At 40.6% G+C, this 18618-nt stretch carries 18 protein-coding genes; 9 read left to right on the top strand and 9 right to left on the bottom strand.

Going from position 1 to position 18618, the window contains the following annotated elements:
- The 9 genes from rfbF to WAO38_RS02635 are packed head-to-tail and all read left to right on the top strand — an operon-like array spanning position 1 to position 9755.
- Positions 1-774, top strand: a complete 774-nt coding sequence (gene rfbF / locus WAO38_RS02675) for a glucose-1-phosphate cytidylyltransferase (RefSeq protein ID WP_422234090.1) — start codon at positions 1-3, stop codon at positions 772-774.
- Positions 759-1874, top strand: coding sequence for a CDP-glucose 4,6-dehydratase (rfbG, locus tag WAO38_RS02670; protein WP_422234088.1), 1116 nt, complete (start codon positions 759-761; stop codon positions 1872-1874). The genes rfbF and rfbG overlap by 16 nt, the downstream gene beginning before the upstream one ends.
- Positions 1859-3619, top strand: coding sequence for a thiamine pyrophosphate-binding protein (locus WAO38_RS02665; protein ID WP_422234086.1), 1761 nt, complete (start codon positions 1859-1861; stop codon positions 3617-3619). Before rfbG ends, WAO38_RS02665 begins: the two co-directional genes overlap by 16 nt.
- The gene (locus tag WAO38_RS02660) at positions 3620-4549 is read left to right on the top strand and encodes an NAD-dependent epimerase/dehydratase family protein (protein WP_422234084.1); all 930 of its coding nucleotides are present in this window, start codon (positions 3620-3622) and stop codon (positions 4547-4549) included.
- Positions 4546-5883 carry a lipopolysaccharide biosynthesis protein RfbH gene (rfbH, locus tag WAO38_RS02655; RefSeq protein ID WP_422234083.1) on the top strand — a complete coding sequence of 446 codons (1338 nt, stop codon included), beginning with the start codon at positions 4546-4548 and terminating at the stop codon, positions 5881-5883. The genes WAO38_RS02660 and rfbH overlap by 4 nt, the downstream gene beginning before the upstream one ends.
- Positions 5884-5893: 10 nt before the next feature.
- Entirely contained in the window at positions 5894-6232 is a 339-nt protein-coding gene (locus WAO38_RS02650) for a GtrA family protein (protein ID WP_422234081.1), read from the top strand.
- A 16-nt stretch (positions 6233-6248) separates the two neighbouring features.
- On the top strand, positions 6249-7178 hold the full coding sequence (locus WAO38_RS02645; protein ID WP_422234080.1) for a glycosyltransferase family 2 protein: 930 nt from the start codon (positions 6249-6251) through the stop codon (positions 7176-7178).
- Positions 7175-8758 carry a hypothetical protein gene (locus WAO38_RS02640; protein ID WP_422234078.1) on the top strand — a complete coding sequence of 528 codons (1584 nt, stop codon included), beginning with the start codon at positions 7175-7177 and terminating at the stop codon, positions 8756-8758. Before WAO38_RS02645 ends, WAO38_RS02640 begins: the two co-directional genes overlap by 4 nt.
- The gene (locus WAO38_RS02635; RefSeq protein ID WP_422234076.1) at positions 8748-9755 is read left to right on the top strand and encodes a polysialyltransferase family glycosyltransferase; all 1008 of its coding nucleotides are present in this window, start codon (positions 8748-8750) and stop codon (positions 9753-9755) included. The genes WAO38_RS02640 and WAO38_RS02635 overlap by 11 nt, the downstream gene beginning before the upstream one ends.
- On the opposite strand, the gene WAO38_RS02630 is transcribed toward WAO38_RS02635, so the two are convergent.
- The 9 genes from WAO38_RS02630 to WAO38_RS02590 all read right to left on the bottom strand — a co-directional run bounded on the left by WAO38_RS02630 (position 9741) and on the right by WAO38_RS02590 (position 18575).
- The gene (locus WAO38_RS02630; RefSeq protein ID WP_422234074.1) at positions 9741-10568 is read right to left on the bottom strand and encodes a glycosyltransferase; all 828 of its coding nucleotides are present in this window, start codon (positions 10566-10568) and stop codon (positions 9741-9743) included. The genes WAO38_RS02635 and WAO38_RS02630 overlap by 15 nt on opposite strands.
- Positions 10568-11674, bottom strand: coding sequence for a glycosyltransferase family 4 protein (locus tag WAO38_RS02625; RefSeq protein ID WP_422234072.1), 1107 nt, complete (start codon positions 11672-11674; stop codon positions 10568-10570). Before WAO38_RS02625 ends, WAO38_RS02630 begins: the two co-directional genes overlap by 1 nt.
- A gap of 13 nt (positions 11675-11687) precedes the next feature.
- The gene (locus tag WAO38_RS02620; RefSeq protein WP_422234070.1) at positions 11688-12473 is read right to left on the bottom strand and encodes a glycosyltransferase family 32 protein; all 786 of its coding nucleotides are present in this window, start codon (positions 12471-12473) and stop codon (positions 11688-11690) included.
- A gap of 120 nt (positions 12474-12593) precedes the next feature.
- Positions 12594-13820 (bottom strand): O-antigen ligase family protein, encoded by a 1227-nt coding sequence (locus WAO38_RS02615; RefSeq protein WP_422234068.1) that lies wholly within the window; start codon positions 13818-13820, stop codon positions 12594-12596.
- Positions 13820-14842 (bottom strand): dTDP-glucose 4,6-dehydratase, encoded by a 1023-nt coding sequence (gene rfbB / locus WAO38_RS02610; protein WP_422234067.1) that lies wholly within the window; start codon positions 14840-14842, stop codon positions 13820-13822. Before rfbB ends, WAO38_RS02615 begins: the two co-directional genes overlap by 1 nt.
- Positions 14839-15708 carry a dTDP-4-dehydrorhamnose reductase gene (gene rfbD, locus WAO38_RS02605; RefSeq protein WP_422234065.1) on the bottom strand — a complete coding sequence of 290 codons (870 nt, stop codon included), beginning with the start codon at positions 15706-15708 and terminating at the stop codon, positions 14839-14841. The genes rfbB and rfbD overlap by 4 nt, the downstream gene beginning before the upstream one ends.
- Positions 15701-16291, bottom strand: coding sequence for a dTDP-4-dehydrorhamnose 3,5-epimerase (gene rfbC / locus WAO38_RS02600; protein ID WP_422234063.1), 591 nt, complete (start codon positions 16289-16291; stop codon positions 15701-15703). The genes rfbD and rfbC overlap by 8 nt, the downstream gene beginning before the upstream one ends.
- A complete protein-coding gene (gene rfbA, locus WAO38_RS02595; protein ID WP_422234061.1) occupies positions 16288-17178 on the bottom strand; it encodes a glucose-1-phosphate thymidylyltransferase RfbA in 891 nt (296 codons plus the stop codon). Before rfbA ends, rfbC begins: the two co-directional genes overlap by 4 nt.
- Before the next feature lie 38 nt (positions 17179-17216).
- Positions 17217-18575: an exopolysaccharide biosynthesis polyprenyl glycosylphosphotransferase gene (locus WAO38_RS02590; RefSeq protein ID WP_422234059.1), complete on the bottom strand. Its 1359-nt coding sequence runs from the start codon at positions 18573-18575 to the stop codon at positions 17217-17219.
- Between the last annotated feature and the right edge of the window lie 43 nt (positions 18576-18618).

The following is an 18618-nucleotide window of genomic DNA, read 5'->3' as shown; positions in this document are numbered from 1 at the left end:
GTGAAAGTAGTACTTCTCGCAGGCGGATACGGGACACGTATCTCAGAAGAAACGGATCTCAAACCAAAACCCATGGTAGAAATTGGTGCTAAGCCGATTCTTTGGCATATTATGAAAATTTACAGTCATTACGGGTTTAATGATTTTGTTATCCTTCTTGGTTACAAGGGATACTATATCAAAGAGTATTTTGCAAATTATTTCCTTCACCAAAGCGATGTAACGATTGATATGCAAAACGGGAAAATGGAAGTTTTGAATAATTCAAGTGAGCCTTGGAAAGTGACACTTTTAGACACTGGGCTTGAAACGATGACGGGCGGCCGCGTAAAGCGGGCACAGAGTTTTATCGGGAATGAACCGTTTATGCTGACGTATGGCGATGGTGTGAGTGATATCAATATTACCGAACTTGTTCAATTCCATAAATCTCACGGAAAAATAATGACCATGAGCTCGGCACAGCCTGAAGGCCGCTTCGGCGCTTTGAATATCGAAGAAAACAATCAAGTCACCCATTTCCTTGAAAAACCTAAAGGAGACGGCGGCTGGATCAATGCCGGTTTCTTTGTCTGTGAACCAAAGGTTTTTGATTATATTTTAGAGGGTGACGGTACCGTATTTGAACAAAAGCCTTTGCAAACGTTAGCAAAAGAAGGTGAAATATTTACCTATAAACACAGCGGTTTTTGGAAGCCTATGGACAGTTTGAAAGATAAAAATGATCTGAACAAACTGTGGGAAACTCAAAAAGCCCCATGGAAAGTTTGGTAATGCGCAACCTGTTTGGCGGTATTTATAACAATAAAAAAGTGCTTGTAACGGGGCATACGGGGTTTAAAGGCTCTTGGCTGAGCTATTGGCTTACGCAGATGGGCGCCGATGTCGTCGGTTATTCCCTTGAAGCTCCGACGCACCCTAATCATATCGGTTTGCTTAATCTCCCGATAACCAATGTCATCGGTGATATCCGGGACCAAAATAAGCTGGATGAGACATTTGCCGTGCATCAGCCGGATATTGTGTTTCACCTTGCGGCACAACCTCTTGTCCGCCTCTCCTACGATGAGCCTGTCGAAACGTTTGAAACCAATGTGATCGGAACACTCAAAGTATTTGAAGCATGCCGAAAAACATCTTCGGTAAAGGCTATTGTCAATATTACCAGCGATAAGTGTTACGATAATAAAGAATGGGTTTGGGGTTACCGGGAAAACGATCCGATGGGGGGATATGACCCCTACAGCGCGAGTAAAGGATGTGCGGAACTGGTTGCGAACAGCTATCGAAATTCTTATTTCAATCTCAAAGAGTATAAAAAATCACATACGGTTTTACTGGCCAGCTGCCGAGCAGGAAATGTGATCGGCGGAGGGGATTGGGCGCAGGATCGGCTTATGACCGATATTATGCTTGCCGTCAGTCAGGGACGCAAGGTATCGATTCGAAATCCAAAAGCTACCCGTCCATGGCAGCATGTTCTTGAGCCTCTCTCCGGCTACCTTATGATCGGGCAAAAACTGCTCGAAGAGAGAACCGAATTTGCCGATGGCTGGAATTTCGGCCCAAGCGACGAAGGAAGTGTCACGGTTGAAGAAGTGGTACTGAATATCAAAAAACATTGGGACACGATCGATTATGAGATCAATCGCGATCCGAATCAGCTTCATGAGGCCAATCTGCTCAAACTTGATTGCTCCAAGGCTCATATTCTTTTGAAGTGGAAAGATGTCTGGGACACGGCGGAGACCTTTGAAAAAACGGTTCTGTGGTATAAAAACTTTTATAACACTCAGAGCGTTGATACAACGGCTGATCTGAATCAATACGTTTCGGATGCACAAAAGAAAAATTTGGAATGGACACGTTTATGAAAGCTTCGGATTATATTGTTCAGTTTTTAGTCGAAAAGAACATTGATAAAGTATTTGGCTACATCGGCGGTGCAGTTGCCCATTTTTACGATTCGTTGGATAAAAACGGGCAAATCGAGATCGTCAATACCATCCACGAACAAGGGGCAGGTTTCGCAGCCGAAGGATATGCCCGAATGACCGGAAAGACCGGGGTTGCAACAGCAACCAGCGGACCGGGTGCCACCAATTTGATTACGCCGATCGGAAGCTGTTTTTTCGATTCGGTCCCCACCTTGTTTATTACGGGGCAAGTGAATACCTATGAGTATAAGTATGATCAGCCGGTACGGCAGATAGGGTTTCAGGAAACAGATATCGTCAGTATAATCAAACCCATTACAAAATACGCCGTTATGGTAGATGATATAGCAAATCTAAGATATGAACTTGAAAAAGGATACTTTCTTTCTCAGGAAGGGAGAAAAGGTCCGGTGCTGATCGATATTCCTATGAATATCCAACGATCGGAATTTGATCTTGATCAACAAACTTCTTTTTATGAGAGTGCCGAATACCAAACTTATCTGGAAAAATCGGATATCAAAAACAATATACGCACCGCCGTTGAGATAATCAATGCCTCCAAACGTCCGATTGTTTTGGTCGGCGGCGGGGCACGACTATCGGATGCCGATGATGAACTCAACCGCTTATTGAATACCAATAACTTTCCGGTCGTTTACTCGCTCTTGGGGAAAGATCTTATCAAAGATGATTATACCTACAACCTTGGACTTATCGGAGCCTATGGCAACCGATACGGAAATATGGCATTGGCAAATGCCGATTTGATCTTGGTCTTAGGCTCCCGGCTGGATACCCGCCAAACGGGAACAGATCTAAAGACGTTTGCGAGAGAAGCCAAAATTATTCAGGTCGATATCGATAAAAATGAATTGGGATCCAAAATAAAAGCCGATCTTTTGATTCATTCGGATATCAAAAGTTTTGTTGAGTCGCTTCGCCAACATATCTTTACCAATGATATTACGTATTGGCAAGAGAAAGTGCTCTCCTATAAAGAAAAATACTCCTCCATTGTCGGAATCGACCAAAAAGAGAAAATACCGAATAAGATCATTCATAAAATAGCGCATCACCTAAACCCGCACGATTCGATATGCGTCGATGTTGGACAGCATCAGATGTGGGTCGCGCAATCGTTAGAAACCAAAGGTGAGCAAAGAGTATTGTTCTCCGGCGGAATGGGTGCGATGGGCTGTGCCTTACCGACGGCCATCGGTGCAACGCTCGGAACAGGACAACGATCAATTGTTATCGTCGGCGACGGCGGATTTCAGATGAATATTCAAGAGCTTGAAATCATAAAAAGACGCCATCTTCCGATCAAAATATTTATTATGAACAATACTAACCTTGGTATGGTTCGGCAATTCCAAGAGCTTTATTTTGACAAGAACTACGTAGGGACAAAGAAAGACTACAGTGTGCCCGATTTTGAAAAAATAGGAAATGCCTATGGCATCGCAAGCAGCACTGCACGGACGAATGAAGAGATTTATCAAAAGATTGAAGAAATGCTGGCTGATGATGAACCGGCAATTTTGGATATCCGATTGGCCGAACCGATGACAACGGTCGAGCCGAAGCTTATCGTCAATAAGCCGATCGAAGATATGTATCCCTTTTTGGAGCGTGATGAATTTACAGAGCAAATGATTATTAAGCCGCTGGATTCTTAAATGAAAATTCTGATCATCGGCGCGAATGGCTTTATCGGAAAACATTTGCGTGAACATTTTCTGAATGAGAGCAGTTATAGCCTCTTGAGCCCTGATAGCAAAACGTTGAATCTCATGGATGAAACAAGTGTCGATACCTATATCAGCATGATTCAACCGGATATCATTATCAACTGCGCCAACCGCGGTGGCGGACGGGATAGCGGGAATGAAAATATTATTCATGACAATCTGAGAATGTTTTTTAACATTGTCAAGCACTCCGATAAAGTCTCAAAGATCATCCATTTCGGAAGCGGAGCTGAGTACGGTAAACACAAGAGTATTGTTGATGTGAAGGAAGAAGATGCGGATCGGGCACTCCCTCTAGATGAATACGGATTTTATAAATCGGTTTGTTCAAAATTCATTGAAAAAAGTGATAATAATCTCAACTTACGGGTATTCGGGTGTTACGGTGAATTTGAAAACTACGAGTTCAAGTTTATTTCGAATGCTATCGTGAAGAATCTTTTACATTTGCCGATAACAATCAATAAGAATGTTTTTTTCGATTATATTTATATCGAAGATCTGGTAAAGATAGTCGATTATTTTCTGAAAAACAGTACCCGTCACAAAGTATACAATGTAACCACGGGGATGAAAATCGATTTACTCTCATTGGCCAAGCTGGTCAATGAAACAAGCGATTTTACTTCCGAGATCAAAGTAATCAACGAGGGCTTGAACAACGAATATACCTCCCTCAACGACAGGCTGATGGATGAGATCGGCGCGTTTGAATTTACACCGCATCGTGAAGCGATTATTCGGATGCGGAACTATTACCGATCCATTTTAGACCAGATCGACAGAAAAAAGATAGAAGCAGACCCCTATTTGCAATTATGCAGTACATTTTGGAACAAACACGAGGAGAAAGAATGACACAACAAGAAGTCCTGAAAAATGAAATTTTGGCTAAGACCAAAGAGTATTATGAGCTGGTTCATAAACCGATGCAAGACGCTTCCTTTGAAGCCGGAAAAAGCAGAGTCAATTATGCAGGACGCGTTTTTGACGAACATGAAATGATGAATCTTGTCGATAGCTCGCTCGATTTCTGGCTTACTTACGGCAGCTACTCCAAAACATTTGAAAAAAAACTGGCTGACTATCTCGGTGTACGATGGACCTTTCTCGTCAACAGCGGAAGCTCTGCAAACCTTCTTGCTTTTTATACGTTGACATCACCGCTTTTAGGCGATCGTCAAGTCAAACGCGGAGATGAAGTCATTACTGTTGCCGCCGGATTTCCGACGACGGTCGCACCGATCGTTCAGTACGGTGCGGTTCCTGTTTTCGTCGATATGGAACTGACCCATTTCAATATCGATACGACGCAGCTTGAAAAAGTGTTGAGTCCGAAAACCAAAGCCGTCATGATCGCCCACACGCTCGGAAATCCTTTTAATATACGTGCCGTCAAAGAGTTTTGTGATAAGCATAATCTCTGGCTCATTGAAGATAACTGTGATGCACTCGGCTCAGTCTATGAAGGGAAACCGACAGGGACATGGGGGGATATCGGTACGAGCAGTTTCTATCCGCCGCATCATATGACTATGGGAGAAGGCGGAGCGACTTACACCGATAACCCGCTTCTCAAAAAGATTATGCTTTCAATGCGTGACTGGGGACGTGACTGCTGGTGCGAAAGCGGAATAGACAACACCTGCGGATGCCGTTTTTCACAGAGTTTCGGGACATTGCCGAAGGGATATGATCACAAATATGTCTACTCTCATTTCGGGTTCAATCTGAAAGTCTCTGATATGCAAGCCGCCATCGGTGTAGCACAGCTCGAAAAATTCCCTAGTTTTGTCGAAAAACGGAAAGAAAATTTTACTAAACTTTATGAAGGGTTGCGAGGAATCAATGAGCTGATTCTCAATACTGCTACTCCCAACAGTGATCCGAGCTGGTTTGGCTTTATGATTACGCTCAAAGACGGGGTAAATTTTTCCCGCAATGCGCTGGTCGAACATCTCGAAAATGCCAATATTCAAACTCGAAACCTCTTTGCAGGAAACATGCTTCGCCATCCGATGTTCGACAGTATGGTTGAAGGTGTCGATTATCGTGTTGTCGGGGATCTGCCGAATACCGATAAGATCATGAACGACAGTTTCTGGATCGGCCTTTACCCGGGAATGGGTGACGATAAACTGGAGTATATGGTCCACACGATCAAAACGTATGTTAAAACGGCAAGTAATTAGATTTATAGCGGTGGGGGTAGTCAATACCCTCTTTGGCTACGGTATTTATGCATTATTGATATTTTTGGGACTGAATTATATGTATGCTGTGCTATTTGCAACGGTAGCGGGAGTATTATTTAATTTTAAGACCATTGGCCATTATGTATTTGAATCGACCGACCGAAGCTTGCTTCTGAAATTCTTTATGGTGTATGGGATCGTCTACGGGATCAATGTCGGCCTGATTCGCTTGTTCTCACTATGGAATATCGACTATTACACGGCAGGCTTTTTAGCGATAGTTCCGTGTGCCGCAGTGTCGTTTATCCTCAATAAACGGTTTGTGTTTCGAGAACAAAAGTTATAAATAAAAGGAAAAATATATGAAAAAGATCAGCATCGTCACCCCTTGCTATAACGAAGAAGACAATATCCAAGAATGCTACTCGCAGATTAAAAAAGTATTGAACGCATTGCCCCAATACGCCTATGAACATATTTTTATTGATAATGCTTCGACCGATAGTACTGTTTCCTTATTAAAAGAGATCGCACAGCAAGACAGCAATGTAAAAATCATTGTCAACAGCCGGAACTTTGGGCATATCCGTTCTCCGTATTACGGGATGCTGCAGGCAACCGGTGATTGCGTCATTTTATTTGTAGCCGATCTGCAAGACCCTCCGGCGATGATTCCGGACATGATTCAAAAATGGGAAGAAGGATATAAAAGTGTCGTCGGAGTCAAACGGACAAGTGAAGAATCATCCGTTATGTTTAAGATCCGTAAACTGTACTATAAAACGGTCAACAAACTCTCCAACATCAAACTGATCGATAACTTTACCGGATTCGGGCTCTATGATCGCAGAGTGATCGAGATCCTTAAAGAGATGGATGATCCGTATCCTTATTTTAGAGGGATGATTCCGGAAATCGGTTTAGAGATCTTCGAAATGCAATATGACCAGCCTGTACGCAAACGAGGGATTACCAAAAACAATTTTTATACCTTGTACGATATCGGGATGCTCGGTATTATCAGCCATTCGCAGGTTCCTTTGCGCATCGCAACTATGGCGGGATTTTTGGTGTCCATATTGAGCTTGACCGTTGCACTGGTTTATTTGATATTAAAGCTCTTTTTTTGGAGTACTTTTAGTATAGGGATGGCCCCGATAGTCATTGGTCTTTTCTTTTTTGGGTCCGTACAGCTTTTTTTTATCGGTATAATCGGAGAATATATCGGTTCAATTCATACCTATGCGAAACGCAGAAAACTTGTGATTGAAAAAGAGAGGATTAATTTTTGATTGAACTGCTGAAATCCAAAGAGTTTTATCTTTTTTTTGGACTTTATTTAGTTTCTAATATCTTTTTATTGCTGAATGTTGACGGACTGTATTGGGATGACTGGATAGGTTATCATCAGGACAATATAACATTGGCTGTTCTCTTCGGTCAGATTCAGCACGGGATAAAAGGGGATATATTCGTATTCTTTTCACATCTTTGGAATGGTATTTATGGATTTAGACTTTTTGTTTTTATTGCGACCTTTACCATGGGAATACTGGTTTATTTGATTCTTAAAAATATCAAAGAACTGGATAAAAATACCCTTTTTTTTCTAACGGCTTTTTTTTTAATCATACCAGTAAACAGTGCTAAAATATCCATTGCTGTTGTCCCATTTATCTTTCCTGTATTGCTTTTTTATCTGGCATTTTATTTTTTGACACTTTATTTAAAGCACCCGTTTTTTGTGGCTAGAATAGCAATTTTGGCACTTTTTTTTACTTCGTTTTCAACCAATTCGCTCTTGGTATTTTATTTCTCAATTTTTATGTATATTTATTATTTTTATTTTCACTTTTCATATGGGGATATCTTAGAGAAATTCAAATTTTTTCTTAAAAAATATTGGGATTTTTTACTTCTCCCTTTTGTTTATTTTATTTATAAATCATTTTATTTGAAGCCTTATGGAGTGTATGAAAATTATAATACAGTTTCTCTGAGCAGTTTGCCAAAAGCAATTATGTCAGTATTAAGAAATTTCGATAATTCGATGTTTGAAGTGATCGGCGAGTCTTTATACTCGATCACTTCAGTGTGGGTGATAGTTTTGGTATTGATCTATGCCTTAGTTAAACGAAACCAATATGGGATTGAAACAAAGTATAATCGGACCTTTTTAATGGTAGGAATCATTTTATTTTTTCTGGCTGTATTTCCTTACGCTATGGTAGGAAAAAATGCGGAATTTGAGAGTTGGAATTCCAGATTTCAAATCCTGACGCCGTTGGGATTGTCTTTTGTTTATTATTTTGGGGTTCAATTATTGGGTAAATATTTGCAATTAAAAGAAAAAATTATTTTAGCTCTGACATGGTTATTAGTTTTTTCGTTTGTAGGAAAAAATATTTCTGATCAGTATAAAGAACACATTGATTGGTTTTATAGCGTATCGATACGTGAAAATATCAAAGAGAATGATCTTATTCGTCAGCATACGACATTTATCGTGAACAACAATATTAAGGATATGCTATTTTATAAACGGGATATGATTTATTATGAATTAAACGGTATTTTTAAAAGTGCTTTCGGAGATGAAAAAAGATTGGCAATACGATATGATCATTATATAAATGATATCCAAAAAATTTCTAAATTGACGGCACAGAAGCAGTACAATTTTTCGCAATGGGAATCGGAACCGCTGTTGATGATTACTGTGTCGCATAATTATAAGTTTCATTCCGGACAGGATGAGTATCTTCGGATGATTTATCTTAATATAACGGATCATCAAAAATTTTTAGCAATGGCAAAAGATCTAACGACGATAACGGTCGACCCATTGCCGGAGGATCATGATGAAATATAATCTATTTTTAATAACGTCACCATTGCAGCTGATCAATGCTATAGAAGCAAAAGCACATTTCAAGCTAACGCTTAATATATTGGTCGTGATATTTACCGAGCACGAATCGAAAAATAAGAACCAAATATCCAGATTGATCAATGAGGATGAATGGGATAAGGTTATCCGTTTTGACCAGCGGTTAAAAAACAGCAAAACAACCTTTCTGCGACAAATCAAACTGGTTAGATTATTGCAAAAAGAATCGTACAATATGCTATTTTGCGGGGATTTCAGCAGTATTAACAAAATGATTATTGCAAATGTTCAGAAGAAAAAAGTCTATTTGATGGATGATGGTGCTGTCACTATCAACCGGTATTTGAATGAATTGGGAGTGAGGTACTCCGATCAGAAAATTCCCCTCAAGAAAAAAGTACGTCAATGGCGTTTCAACCTTTTTGGGCTCAAGACGATTCCGACCGATACGATCAATATGTTCACGTCTTATGAACTGACTCCGCATGGCAATGAGGAGATCGTACGGAATGAATTGAAATATTTTAAAGAGACTTTTTTAGCGCAGGCAATGATCGATAATACGGTTTATTTTTTAGGGCAGCCGCTCTCTGAAATCCATGTGATCAAGCGTGAGACCTATTTAGAATACATCCAAGCGATCAGAAACTATTATGATACGAAGATTGTCTATATTCCGCACCGTGCTGAGCATGTGATTGATGATATTATAGCTATGGAAGATGAACGGTTCAAAGTCGTCTATACCGATCTGCCGATTGAATTGGAATTTATTATGACGAACCGCTATCCGATGCAAATCGGTTCGTTTTTCTCTTCGGCACTTTTTACTCTGAATATTATCTATCCTGAGGCAACGATTATCGCGTTTGAGATCGAACACGATAAAATGATCACACCGCGCCCGGCTATCGATAATGTTTATAACTATATGGCTAAGAGCACTTCAATCAAAAAAGTACCCTTAGGCAGTTTGTAGTTTGACAATTCCGTTCGGGCAGATGATTTCACCGCGCTGCTGTTTATCACGCATATAGGCGACATTTTTATCATAAATATCTTGACGGTCATTTCGGGAATGATCAAGATGAAAAAGATTGGCACAGTATTTACAGGATTTCATCGTAACGCCGGAAGCTATAAAACGCCATTCTAAATCGGTGTCATCCACGCCAGGTCCGTCTTGCATTGACTCGTCACAGCCGTTGATGTATACGATGTCTGTTTTAAAACATGAAAAATTTGATCCGACCATGTGAATATTTTGGTCATGTCCGGCTAAATACTGTTGAATTATCCCGTTAGGTTTAAAACGCAGCCCTTGTTCGATATGACGTGTTTTGTCCTGGAGTAACTGGGGGAGAAAGCGCCATACGCGCTCAAGGTCGGTAGAACGTATCTCATGATGGCGCAAAGCATCCGACATCCTTTTTTCGAGATTGACACGACGGCCACACAATACTTTTTTAGGTTCTGCAAGGGCAACATGCGATTCGATAAATGTTGTATAGGGGATGGTATCGCCATCAATAAAAATAAGATATTCCCCTTCGCTCATACGTATGGATGCATTTCTGGCAATGGCTTTTCGCAAACCGATGTCTGCATGAAAATAATGTTTAATCGGAAAAAAAGCGTCTACGGATGCCAGATATTTTTTTACTTCATCCGAATCGTTATCTTCAGCGACGATCAATTCAAAATTTTTATAGGTCTGCTCTTTTAAGGCATCAACGATTAGGGATAAAGCTTCTATATCTTTATAGATAGCGACGAGAATACTGACATACATTACAGCTCCTTTAGGATTTGGGAAAGTTTTTCAAAATGGGCTTCGTTTGAAAATTGTTCACGGGCTTTGGTCTGACCGTTGGCCGCATATTTTTGATGCAACTGAGGGTTATCATAGAGAATTTTTATCTTTTCTGCCAGGCTGTCTGCCTGCATACTTTCAAATAACAAACCGGTAATATTATCATCGATGATTTCCAAAACTCCCCCGCGGTTACTCCCGATAACGGCAGTTCCGACTTGCATTGCTTCGATAAGAACCAAACCGAATGTTTCATGCTCTGTCGCCAATACAACGGCATCGCATGCCTGCATAAAAGGGTGGGGATCTTTCATAAATCCTAGAAAATGGATAGCATCTTCCAGATGTTGTTCCCGGATTTGTTGTGTAAGGGTTTCCAAATAATGTTCATTCATAGGATGGCCGACAAAAAAAGCTTTGACATTGATTCTCGTTTGGCGTAATTTCCGAATAGCTTCAATCAGGAGATATTGCCCTTTGGTCTCTTCTATGCGTCCGACAAGACCTATGGCAAAGCAATCGTCCATATGAAGCTTTTGGCGAAGTGCAATAATTTCTTCATGATTGAGTAGTTCAATTTTTTCGGTACCTATGTGGAGTGTTTGGACAATCGGACAGATGTCCGAAGGGATAAACTTACGGATTTGATCGGCGACTTGATGGGTGACCGCTAAAATCATGGCAATGTTTTTATAGAGAAAACGGTGATAAAAGTCATTTTTAAACCGTGTCATCGTCATATGGCGGGTTTGAATGATCTTAGGATTTTTTGAGGAGATTTTTTTGGCGAGAACGGCCAACGGGATATCTTTGGTCCAGTGAACATGGATAATATCAATGGCATTTTCATCGATTATTTTTGCCAATTTTTTAGCGGCACTGAACATAAAAATATTTGATTTTTTTTCAATAAAATCATAGCGGAGAGATGCCTCCTCATAGTATCGTGCAAGTTTCCCTTTCGGGTTGACAACACTGATAATATTGAAATTGTCATTTAACGCTTTTGCCGACCGCACCATATAAAGTTCAAGACCGCCAAGATCGGGTGAAAGACAAAGTTCTATAAGATTGATTTTTTTCACTTCTCCCCTTTGTCTAATTCGCTTCTTTGTTCTTCAAAAGATTTTCTTTCTTGGTATGGGTCCACTTGCCGCGCGGTTTGTCAATATATTGAAAATATTCATTGGTAAAACTGCCTTGTATACAAGTAATACGATTATGTCTATAATTAACGGTTTCATCTCCGATAGCTCTGTTTAATACGGTTGGACCGGTTAAATCGTATACACCGCTTCCGATATTCTTTTGTTCAATGTTATCGACAATAATCTTGATGGCTTTTTCTAAGTGCGGATTGCTTTTAGAAGATGCGATAAAGTAGTTGCTGTAATTGTGCTTGGTCATCAAAAACACCTCTTTATCATCAGGTTTGACTATTTTTGAGAGGGGCCATACCACATGCGCATCAATATCCATATAGACGCCGCCATAATAGTTCAATACAAAAAGTCTCCATAAATCTGCTTGGGATGCTCCATCCGTCAGTTGTTCGTATGCATTGGATATTTGATCGGATGCATGCGCTTTAATGAATTCTAAACGATCTTCGGTACTGACATATCGGTACTCCCAGTCTAATGTCAGAAGACGGTTGAATAAATAGTTTATATAGACGGGTAAACTGACATTATTGGTGTAATTGGTTTGCCATATGATCTTGGGAATCGTGTAAGATGTCTGAGTTTTAAAAAAAGCTTTTTTTTCTTTTGGAATGGTAAAACGTTTTTTTGGAAAAATAAAATGAAACGGATACGCTAATGTTTTTACTATAGCACCCAGTATTTTACTTAAACGATTGGTAAGAATGATCATCAAGGGCATTTCTATTCCTAATTACTGAATTTAGAGTTATTTAGGCCTCATTTTAGCAAAATTACATGCAGAAATTCTTCTTTGAGTATTATATAGTGTATTGGCTGAGCTCTTTATAGAGATGGATAATCATTTTTCCATCCTTTGCGAAGAAAGAGCGCTTGCAAGCGAAACAGCTGAAATAAAAACAAATAGAATAATCGGAAATTGCAATATCCAGAGCGGTTCGGCAATACAGCCGACGGTAAAAACGCTCAGACCGAGGAGACTGAATTCTTTGACCTCTTTATCTTGAATTTTGAGTCTAAAAAGTTCTGTCAGCAGCCATAGCATAAGGATGAAACCAATGAGCCCGCCTTGGGCTAAAATCATCAAATATTGATTATGGAAATGTGTGCTTTTACACCATTTGATGACATAAGGGCTGAAGCCATGATTATTTTTTTCCAATGCTTCAGCTGCGGCATGCTTGTAATCTCCGATGCCTGCGCCGATGAGAGGATGCTCTTGCAAAATATCTTTGGTGATGATCCAAAAAGCCGCCCGTTCTCCGAATGAGTTGCTAAAATTATTGGCTTGAATATTTCGAATGTCCTGCATCCCGGAGTCAATACGTTTGCTAAAGAGATCAAATGTGGAATATGCCAGCGTGAAAATAGCAAAACTAAATGAGATAAAAAGAAGAAATGATTTGAGTGTCAAACGGTAATGGATAATGATAGCAACTCCAAGGGCAATAAAAAAAGCCAACTGACCCGTTCTCCCGGTAGAGAACATCAGATTGCCTGTAGCCGTAAGAAAAAATATTAACATTAGTAACTTGATTTTCCAATGATAACGATTGGAGAGGATGCGGCTGAGCAGTATGATGGAGGTTGTCGCCAAAAATAAACTGTAGTGAATATGGGACATAAACGGGCTAGGATAGTCAGGTGTCCTCCCGTTGATGCTCCATAAGTCGAAGAAAATACCGTAAGCGAGTATTTCACTGACAAACATCCCTCCCAAAAAAGCGCTGATAATCGTGGGGAGCCACTCTTTTTTCAAAGTTACGGCGAGTATCGGGATAATGATCCAATAGCTGTAAAGACGCATTTGTTTGAGACCTGTATGAATATCGCTTGACCATAAAGTGGAGATAAACATAAAAGCTATAAATGCCCCCATTGCAACAAACGCACGGTTGGTTTTCAGTAATTCCCATGAGGTTCTATAGTCTCGACGCGCTATAAACAGTACGATAAACCACAGGATAAAAAAACTTATAGCGGCACGTGAAAGCGGAAGGATAAATGCAAACAGCAGTGCTGAAATATAAAAAATACGGTCTTGTTGAAGTTTTTGGAGAATACTCACTATTGATCCAAACTGTATTTATTCAAATACCATTCAACCGTTTTAACGATGCCGGTATCGAACGTTTCTTCTGCACGCCAACCCAGCTCGGTTTCGATTTTGGTGGCATCAATCGCATACCGTCTGTCATGCCCTGCACGGTCTTCGACGTAGGTAATCAGATTTTTATAGCTTATTCCATTTTCATTCGGTTTTATCGTATCGAGCAAGGTGCAGATACGTTCCGCGATCTGGTTATTGTTACGCTCATTGCGTCCGCCGATATTGTATACCTCTCCGCTTCTGCCGCTATGGTAAACCAGATCGATTCCTTTGCAGTGGTCCAGGACGTAGAGCCAGTCTCGGATATTCTTGCCATCCCCGTAGATGGGGATATTTTCGTTGTTAAGGGCTTTGCGAATAATGGTAGGGATCAGTTTTTCATCATGCTGTTTAGGTCCGTAGTTGTTAGAGCAGTTAGTGATCACCGTATCCATTCCATAGGTGTGGTGATAACTGCGGACGATCATGTCGCTTCCGGCTTTGGAGGCGCTGTATGGGCTGTTGGGAGCATAGGAGGTCTCTTCGGTAAACAATCCGGTTTCACCCAACGTTCCGTAGACTTCATCTGTACTGATATGGTGAAATCGGCACCCCTCATATCCCGGTTTGAAGACGAACGGTTTTTCCATCCAGTATTTATAGGCTACATCGATAAGGGTAAACGTTCCGTTAACATTGGTTTGGACGAATATACCGGGATTTTTAATGGAGTTGTCAACATGACTTTCTGCCGCGAAGTGAATAACTCCCCGAATATCATACTGGTTAAATAGAGATTCAACGAGAATACGGTCGCAGATATCTCCTTTGACAAAGATGTGTCGATCTCCCTCCGGAGCATCCGAGAGGTTTTTCAAATTTCCCGCATAGGTTAAAGAATCGAGATTGATCAGACGAATATCGGGATATTTGTCTAAAAAGTAGGGGACGAAATTACTCCCGATGAATCCGGCACATCCGGTGACTAATAGTGTTTTCATTGTTTTTCTCCTAATGAGTTCAAGCATTCTTTGAGGGAATCTCTCCAATACGGGATCGTGATTCCAAACTCATTTGTGATTTTAGTTTTGTTAAGCAGAGTGTAATACGGGCGTTTTGCCACAGTAAGGTATTGATCCGTAGTAATAGGATTTACTCTGCAGTTAACCCCTGAAAATTCGAATATCGCTTTGGCAAAATCATACCAACTCGCGGTACCTTCATTGGAATAGTGGTAGATCTGCGGTGCTGTATTGCTGATTTTTGGAAGGATATCCAGTATGACTTTTGCAAGATCTCGCGCATAAGTCGGGGTCCCTATCTGGTCGAAGATGACACCGAGACTATCACGCTCGCGTCCAAGACGAAGGATCGTTTTGACAAAGTTATTTCCGAAGTTGGAGTAGACCCATGAAGTACGAATGATGACAGCATTCTCAGGGGCAACGGAGAGAAGAGCGTTTTCACCATTGCATTTTGTTTGTCCATAAATGCCTTGTGGGTTAGTGGAATCAGTCTCTACGTAGGGACAATGATTCTTTCCGTCAAAGACATAATCGGTGGAGATATGAATCAGTGTGATTTTTTTTGCTTTAGATATTTTAGCCAGCATACTGACGAAGCGATGGTTGATCGTATCAGCAAGTTCTTCTTCGGATTCAGCTTTATCGACGGAGGTATACGCGGCACAGTTGATAATTGCATCAAATGATTTATCTTCGAAGTAATCTTCTAACTTACATAAAATGCTGAGATCGAGTGCTTTTCGCTCAGCAAAAGTAAAAGTATAGTGAGGGTAGGAAACACTGAGCGCACGAATTTCACTTCCCAGCTGCCCGTTAGCTCCGATGACAAGTATATTAGTCACGAAGACCCTTTAGAGAATAAAAGTTGTCCTCAAAAATAAAATGATCGGCATTTGCAAATGAAGGTTGTGTGGTGTCTTTAGCCGAGAGCTGAAGTTTTTCACGAGGTACTTTCCAATCGATCCCCAGTACGGCATCATCAAATGCAATCCCCCGGTCACATTCAGGGTTGTAATAATTATCGACTTTGTAGGTAAACGTACAGGTTTCGGAAAGTACGACATATCCGTGTGCGAATCCACTCGGGATTAACATTTGCCGTTTGTTCTCGCTGCTGAGTTCAACTGCTATATGTTGACCGAAAGTTGGGGAACCTTTGCGAATATCGACGGCAATATCCAAAACCGCTCCTTCGATAACCCGTATAAGTTTGGTTTGTGCATAAGGTGGAATCTGATAGTGCAGCCCGCGGAGAACACCATAACTGCTCGAAGATTCATTTTCTTGGCAAAACGGGATATCAAATCCTAAAAATTCAAAAAGTTTATCGGCACGAAATGTTTCGACAAAATAACCGCGTGCATCGCCATGAACTTTGGGATCGATGAGGATAATCTCAGGGATTAGAGTCCGGGTAAACGTCATTCGCCGATCTTCCCTTCACCCGCTCTGCGGATTAGGTATTGCCCATATTGGTTTTTAGAGAGAGGCTGTGCTAACTCTAAGAGTTTTTCTTTGGTAATGTAATTCATTTCATAGGCGATCTCTTCGATACAGGCAACTTTGAGTCCTTGGCGATTTTCGATCGTCTGTATGAACATACTTGCTTCGAGTAAGCTCTCATGCGTTCCCGTATCGAGCCATGCATATCCTCGACCCATAAGTTCAACTTTGAGTGCATTCTGGGCCAAATAAGCCTGATTGACAGTGGTAATCTCAAGTTCTCCGCGATCTGATGGTTTAATATTTTTGGCGATTTCGATAACATTATTGGGGTAAAAATACAGACCGACTACGGCATAGGAACTTTTAGGATACAACGGCTTTTCTTCGATTGAGAGAACGTTGCCTGAAGCGTCAAATTCAGCGACTCCATAACGTTCAGGATCTTTGACCCAGTAGCCGAATACCGTTGCTTTTCCTTCCTCTTTAACATTGCGTACCGATTGGGCAAGCATCTTTGTAAGACCGTGTCCATGGAAAATATTATCACCAAGGATAAGACATACGTCATCATTTCCGATAAAATCAGCTCCGAGAATAAACGCTTGGGCTAGACCATCGGGTGAAGGCTGGATACAGTATTCGAAGCGCATTCCGATATCGCTTCCATCTCCTAAAAGTTCTTCAAAACGGGGAAGATCATTGGGGGTTGAGATGATAAGCACTTCAGTAATACCGGCGAGCATTAAAACCGAAAGTGGATAATAAACCATTGGCTTATCGTAAATGGGGACCAATTGTTTGCTCACTCCTTTGGTAATCGGATAAAGGCGTGTTCCGCTGCCGCCGGCTAATATAATACCTTTCATCTGTCGTGCTCCTGTCCCCGTAATTTAATATCAACCACCTAATAACTCCCTTTGCGGCTGAGCACAACGATGATTGTTTTAATCAAAATATCAATATCGAGTTCTATCGACCAGTTTCGGACATACCAAACATCCAGCTGTACCCGCTCATCATAATCGAGGTCGTTACGGCCACTCACCTGCCATAATCCGGTGATTCCCGGTTTGACGGCGATGAAATAGTCATAGAATTCACCATATTTTTTGATCTCAGTATCCACAATCGGGCGAGGACCGATTAAAGACATTTCACCGTATAGAACGTTTATCAGTTGAGGCAATTCATCCAGAGATGTCTTACGCAAAAAATGACCTATTTTTGTCACGCGAGGGTCATCTTTAAGTTTAAAGTCTCTTTCCCACTCTTTTCTGCTCTCAGGACAAGTTTGAAGCAGTGTTCTCAACTTTTCATCTGCATCGATATCCATTGTCCGAAATTTCCATACTTGAAATTTTTTGCCTCTGTATCCGATTCGCTCGTGTGAAAAAAGCGGATGCCCGCGTGTTGCGATAAAAATGATTCCATAAAGTAAAATCAATAGCGGAGAAAAAAGGATAATCAGTACGAGTGCCATAATATAGTCGAATGCCTGTTTTAGATATCTGTCGGTCGTGCTGAGAAGGTTGTTTTTGATATAAAAAGCCATTCCTTTATGATGGATAGAACTGATTAGTTCCCCGTTGATCATTGGCATTTTGGATATCTGCGGGAGGATGATAACCCTATGGAGATTTTTTTGGATATGGTCGATTAAATCATTAGTCTCATATATGTCTGATCCATTGACGTCGATAATGGCTGCATGATATTTGCCTGATTTGATCAGTATTTCAATTTTATTGTGGATTAAAATCAGAGGCTCTTCATCAATATTTAAAGTGACTGTTATATCGTAGCCAAATGGATTTTCAGGAGCAAACCATTGTTGTATATTGTCGAGTCCTTTGCTATCGCAAATAACAAAAACGGGCTTGCGCATCCATCTAAAGGACATGGCTCTTTTTTTGATGATATACATCCACAATGGATTCAACCCATTGAGGATAAAATGGATGATAATTATGGTCCTAGAGACATTTTCACCAAGTTTGGCCAATGCTACAACAAAAAAGATAGCAAACAATGCAATGATATTTGATTTTAGGATAATGATCATTTCATTGGTTGTAACCATCCGCCGAGTAAAGAGTCTGTGTGTGTAATAGGTCAGCAGATAGATGGCGCTTACCCAGAGATAATCGAGGATATGGTGGGCTGTACTGTCTACAATGAATTTTTCGGCAATCATAAAGGCAAGAACAAGATTGGTCAAAACTATGAGGGAGAAAAAAAACAATCGAAATAAAATATAATTCAAAAAAACTCCAAAAAGCAACTATACTAATATAAGATTATAACCA

This window comes from Sulfuricurvum sp., assembly GCF_049277495.1.
Taxonomy (GTDB): domain Bacteria; phylum Campylobacterota; class Campylobacteria; order Campylobacterales; family Sulfurimonadaceae; genus Sulfuricurvum.
Note: the sequence above shows the minus strand (reverse complement) of the source record. Positions and strands in the feature narration are given on the sequence as shown.

Excerpts from the sequence above, each read along its gene's own strand:
- rfbG (WP_422234088.1), top strand. The coding sequence starts at position 759 with ATGGAAAGTTTGGTAATGCGCAACCTGTTTGGCGGTATTTATAACAAT.
- WAO38_RS02665 (WP_422234086.1), top strand. The coding sequence starts at position 1,859 with ATGGACACGTTTATGAAAGCTTCGGATTATATTGTTCAGTTTTTAGTC.
- WAO38_RS02660 (WP_422234084.1), top strand. The coding sequence starts at position 3,620 with ATGAAAATTCTGATCATCGGCGCGAATGGCTTTATCGGAAAACATTTG.
- rfbH (WP_422234083.1), top strand. The coding sequence starts at position 4,546 with ATGACACAACAAGAAGTCCTGAAAAATGAAATTTTGGCTAAGACCAAA.
- WAO38_RS02645 (WP_422234080.1), top strand. The coding sequence starts at position 6,249 with ATGAAAAAGATCAGCATCGTCACCCCTTGCTATAACGAAGAAGACAAT.
- WAO38_RS02635 (WP_422234076.1), top strand. The coding sequence starts at position 8,748 with ATGAAATATAATCTATTTTTAATAACGTCACCATTGCAGCTGATCAAT.
- WAO38_RS02630 (WP_422234074.1), bottom strand. The coding sequence starts at position 10,568 with ATGTATGTCAGTATTCTCGTCGCTATCTATAAAGATATAGAAGCTTTA.
- WAO38_RS02620 (WP_422234070.1), bottom strand. The coding sequence starts at position 12,473 with ATGCCCTTGATGATCATTCTTACCAATCGTTTAAGTAAAATACTGGGT.
- rfbB (WP_422234067.1), bottom strand. The coding sequence starts at position 14,842 with ATGAAAACACTATTAGTCACCGGATGTGCCGGATTCATCGGGAGTAAT.
- rfbC (WP_422234063.1), bottom strand. The coding sequence starts at position 16,291 with ATGACGTTTACCCGGACTCTAATCCCTGAGATTATCCTCATCGATCCC.
- rfbA (WP_422234061.1), bottom strand. The coding sequence starts at position 17,178 with ATGAAAGGTATTATATTAGCCGGCGGCAGCGGAACACGCCTTTATCCG.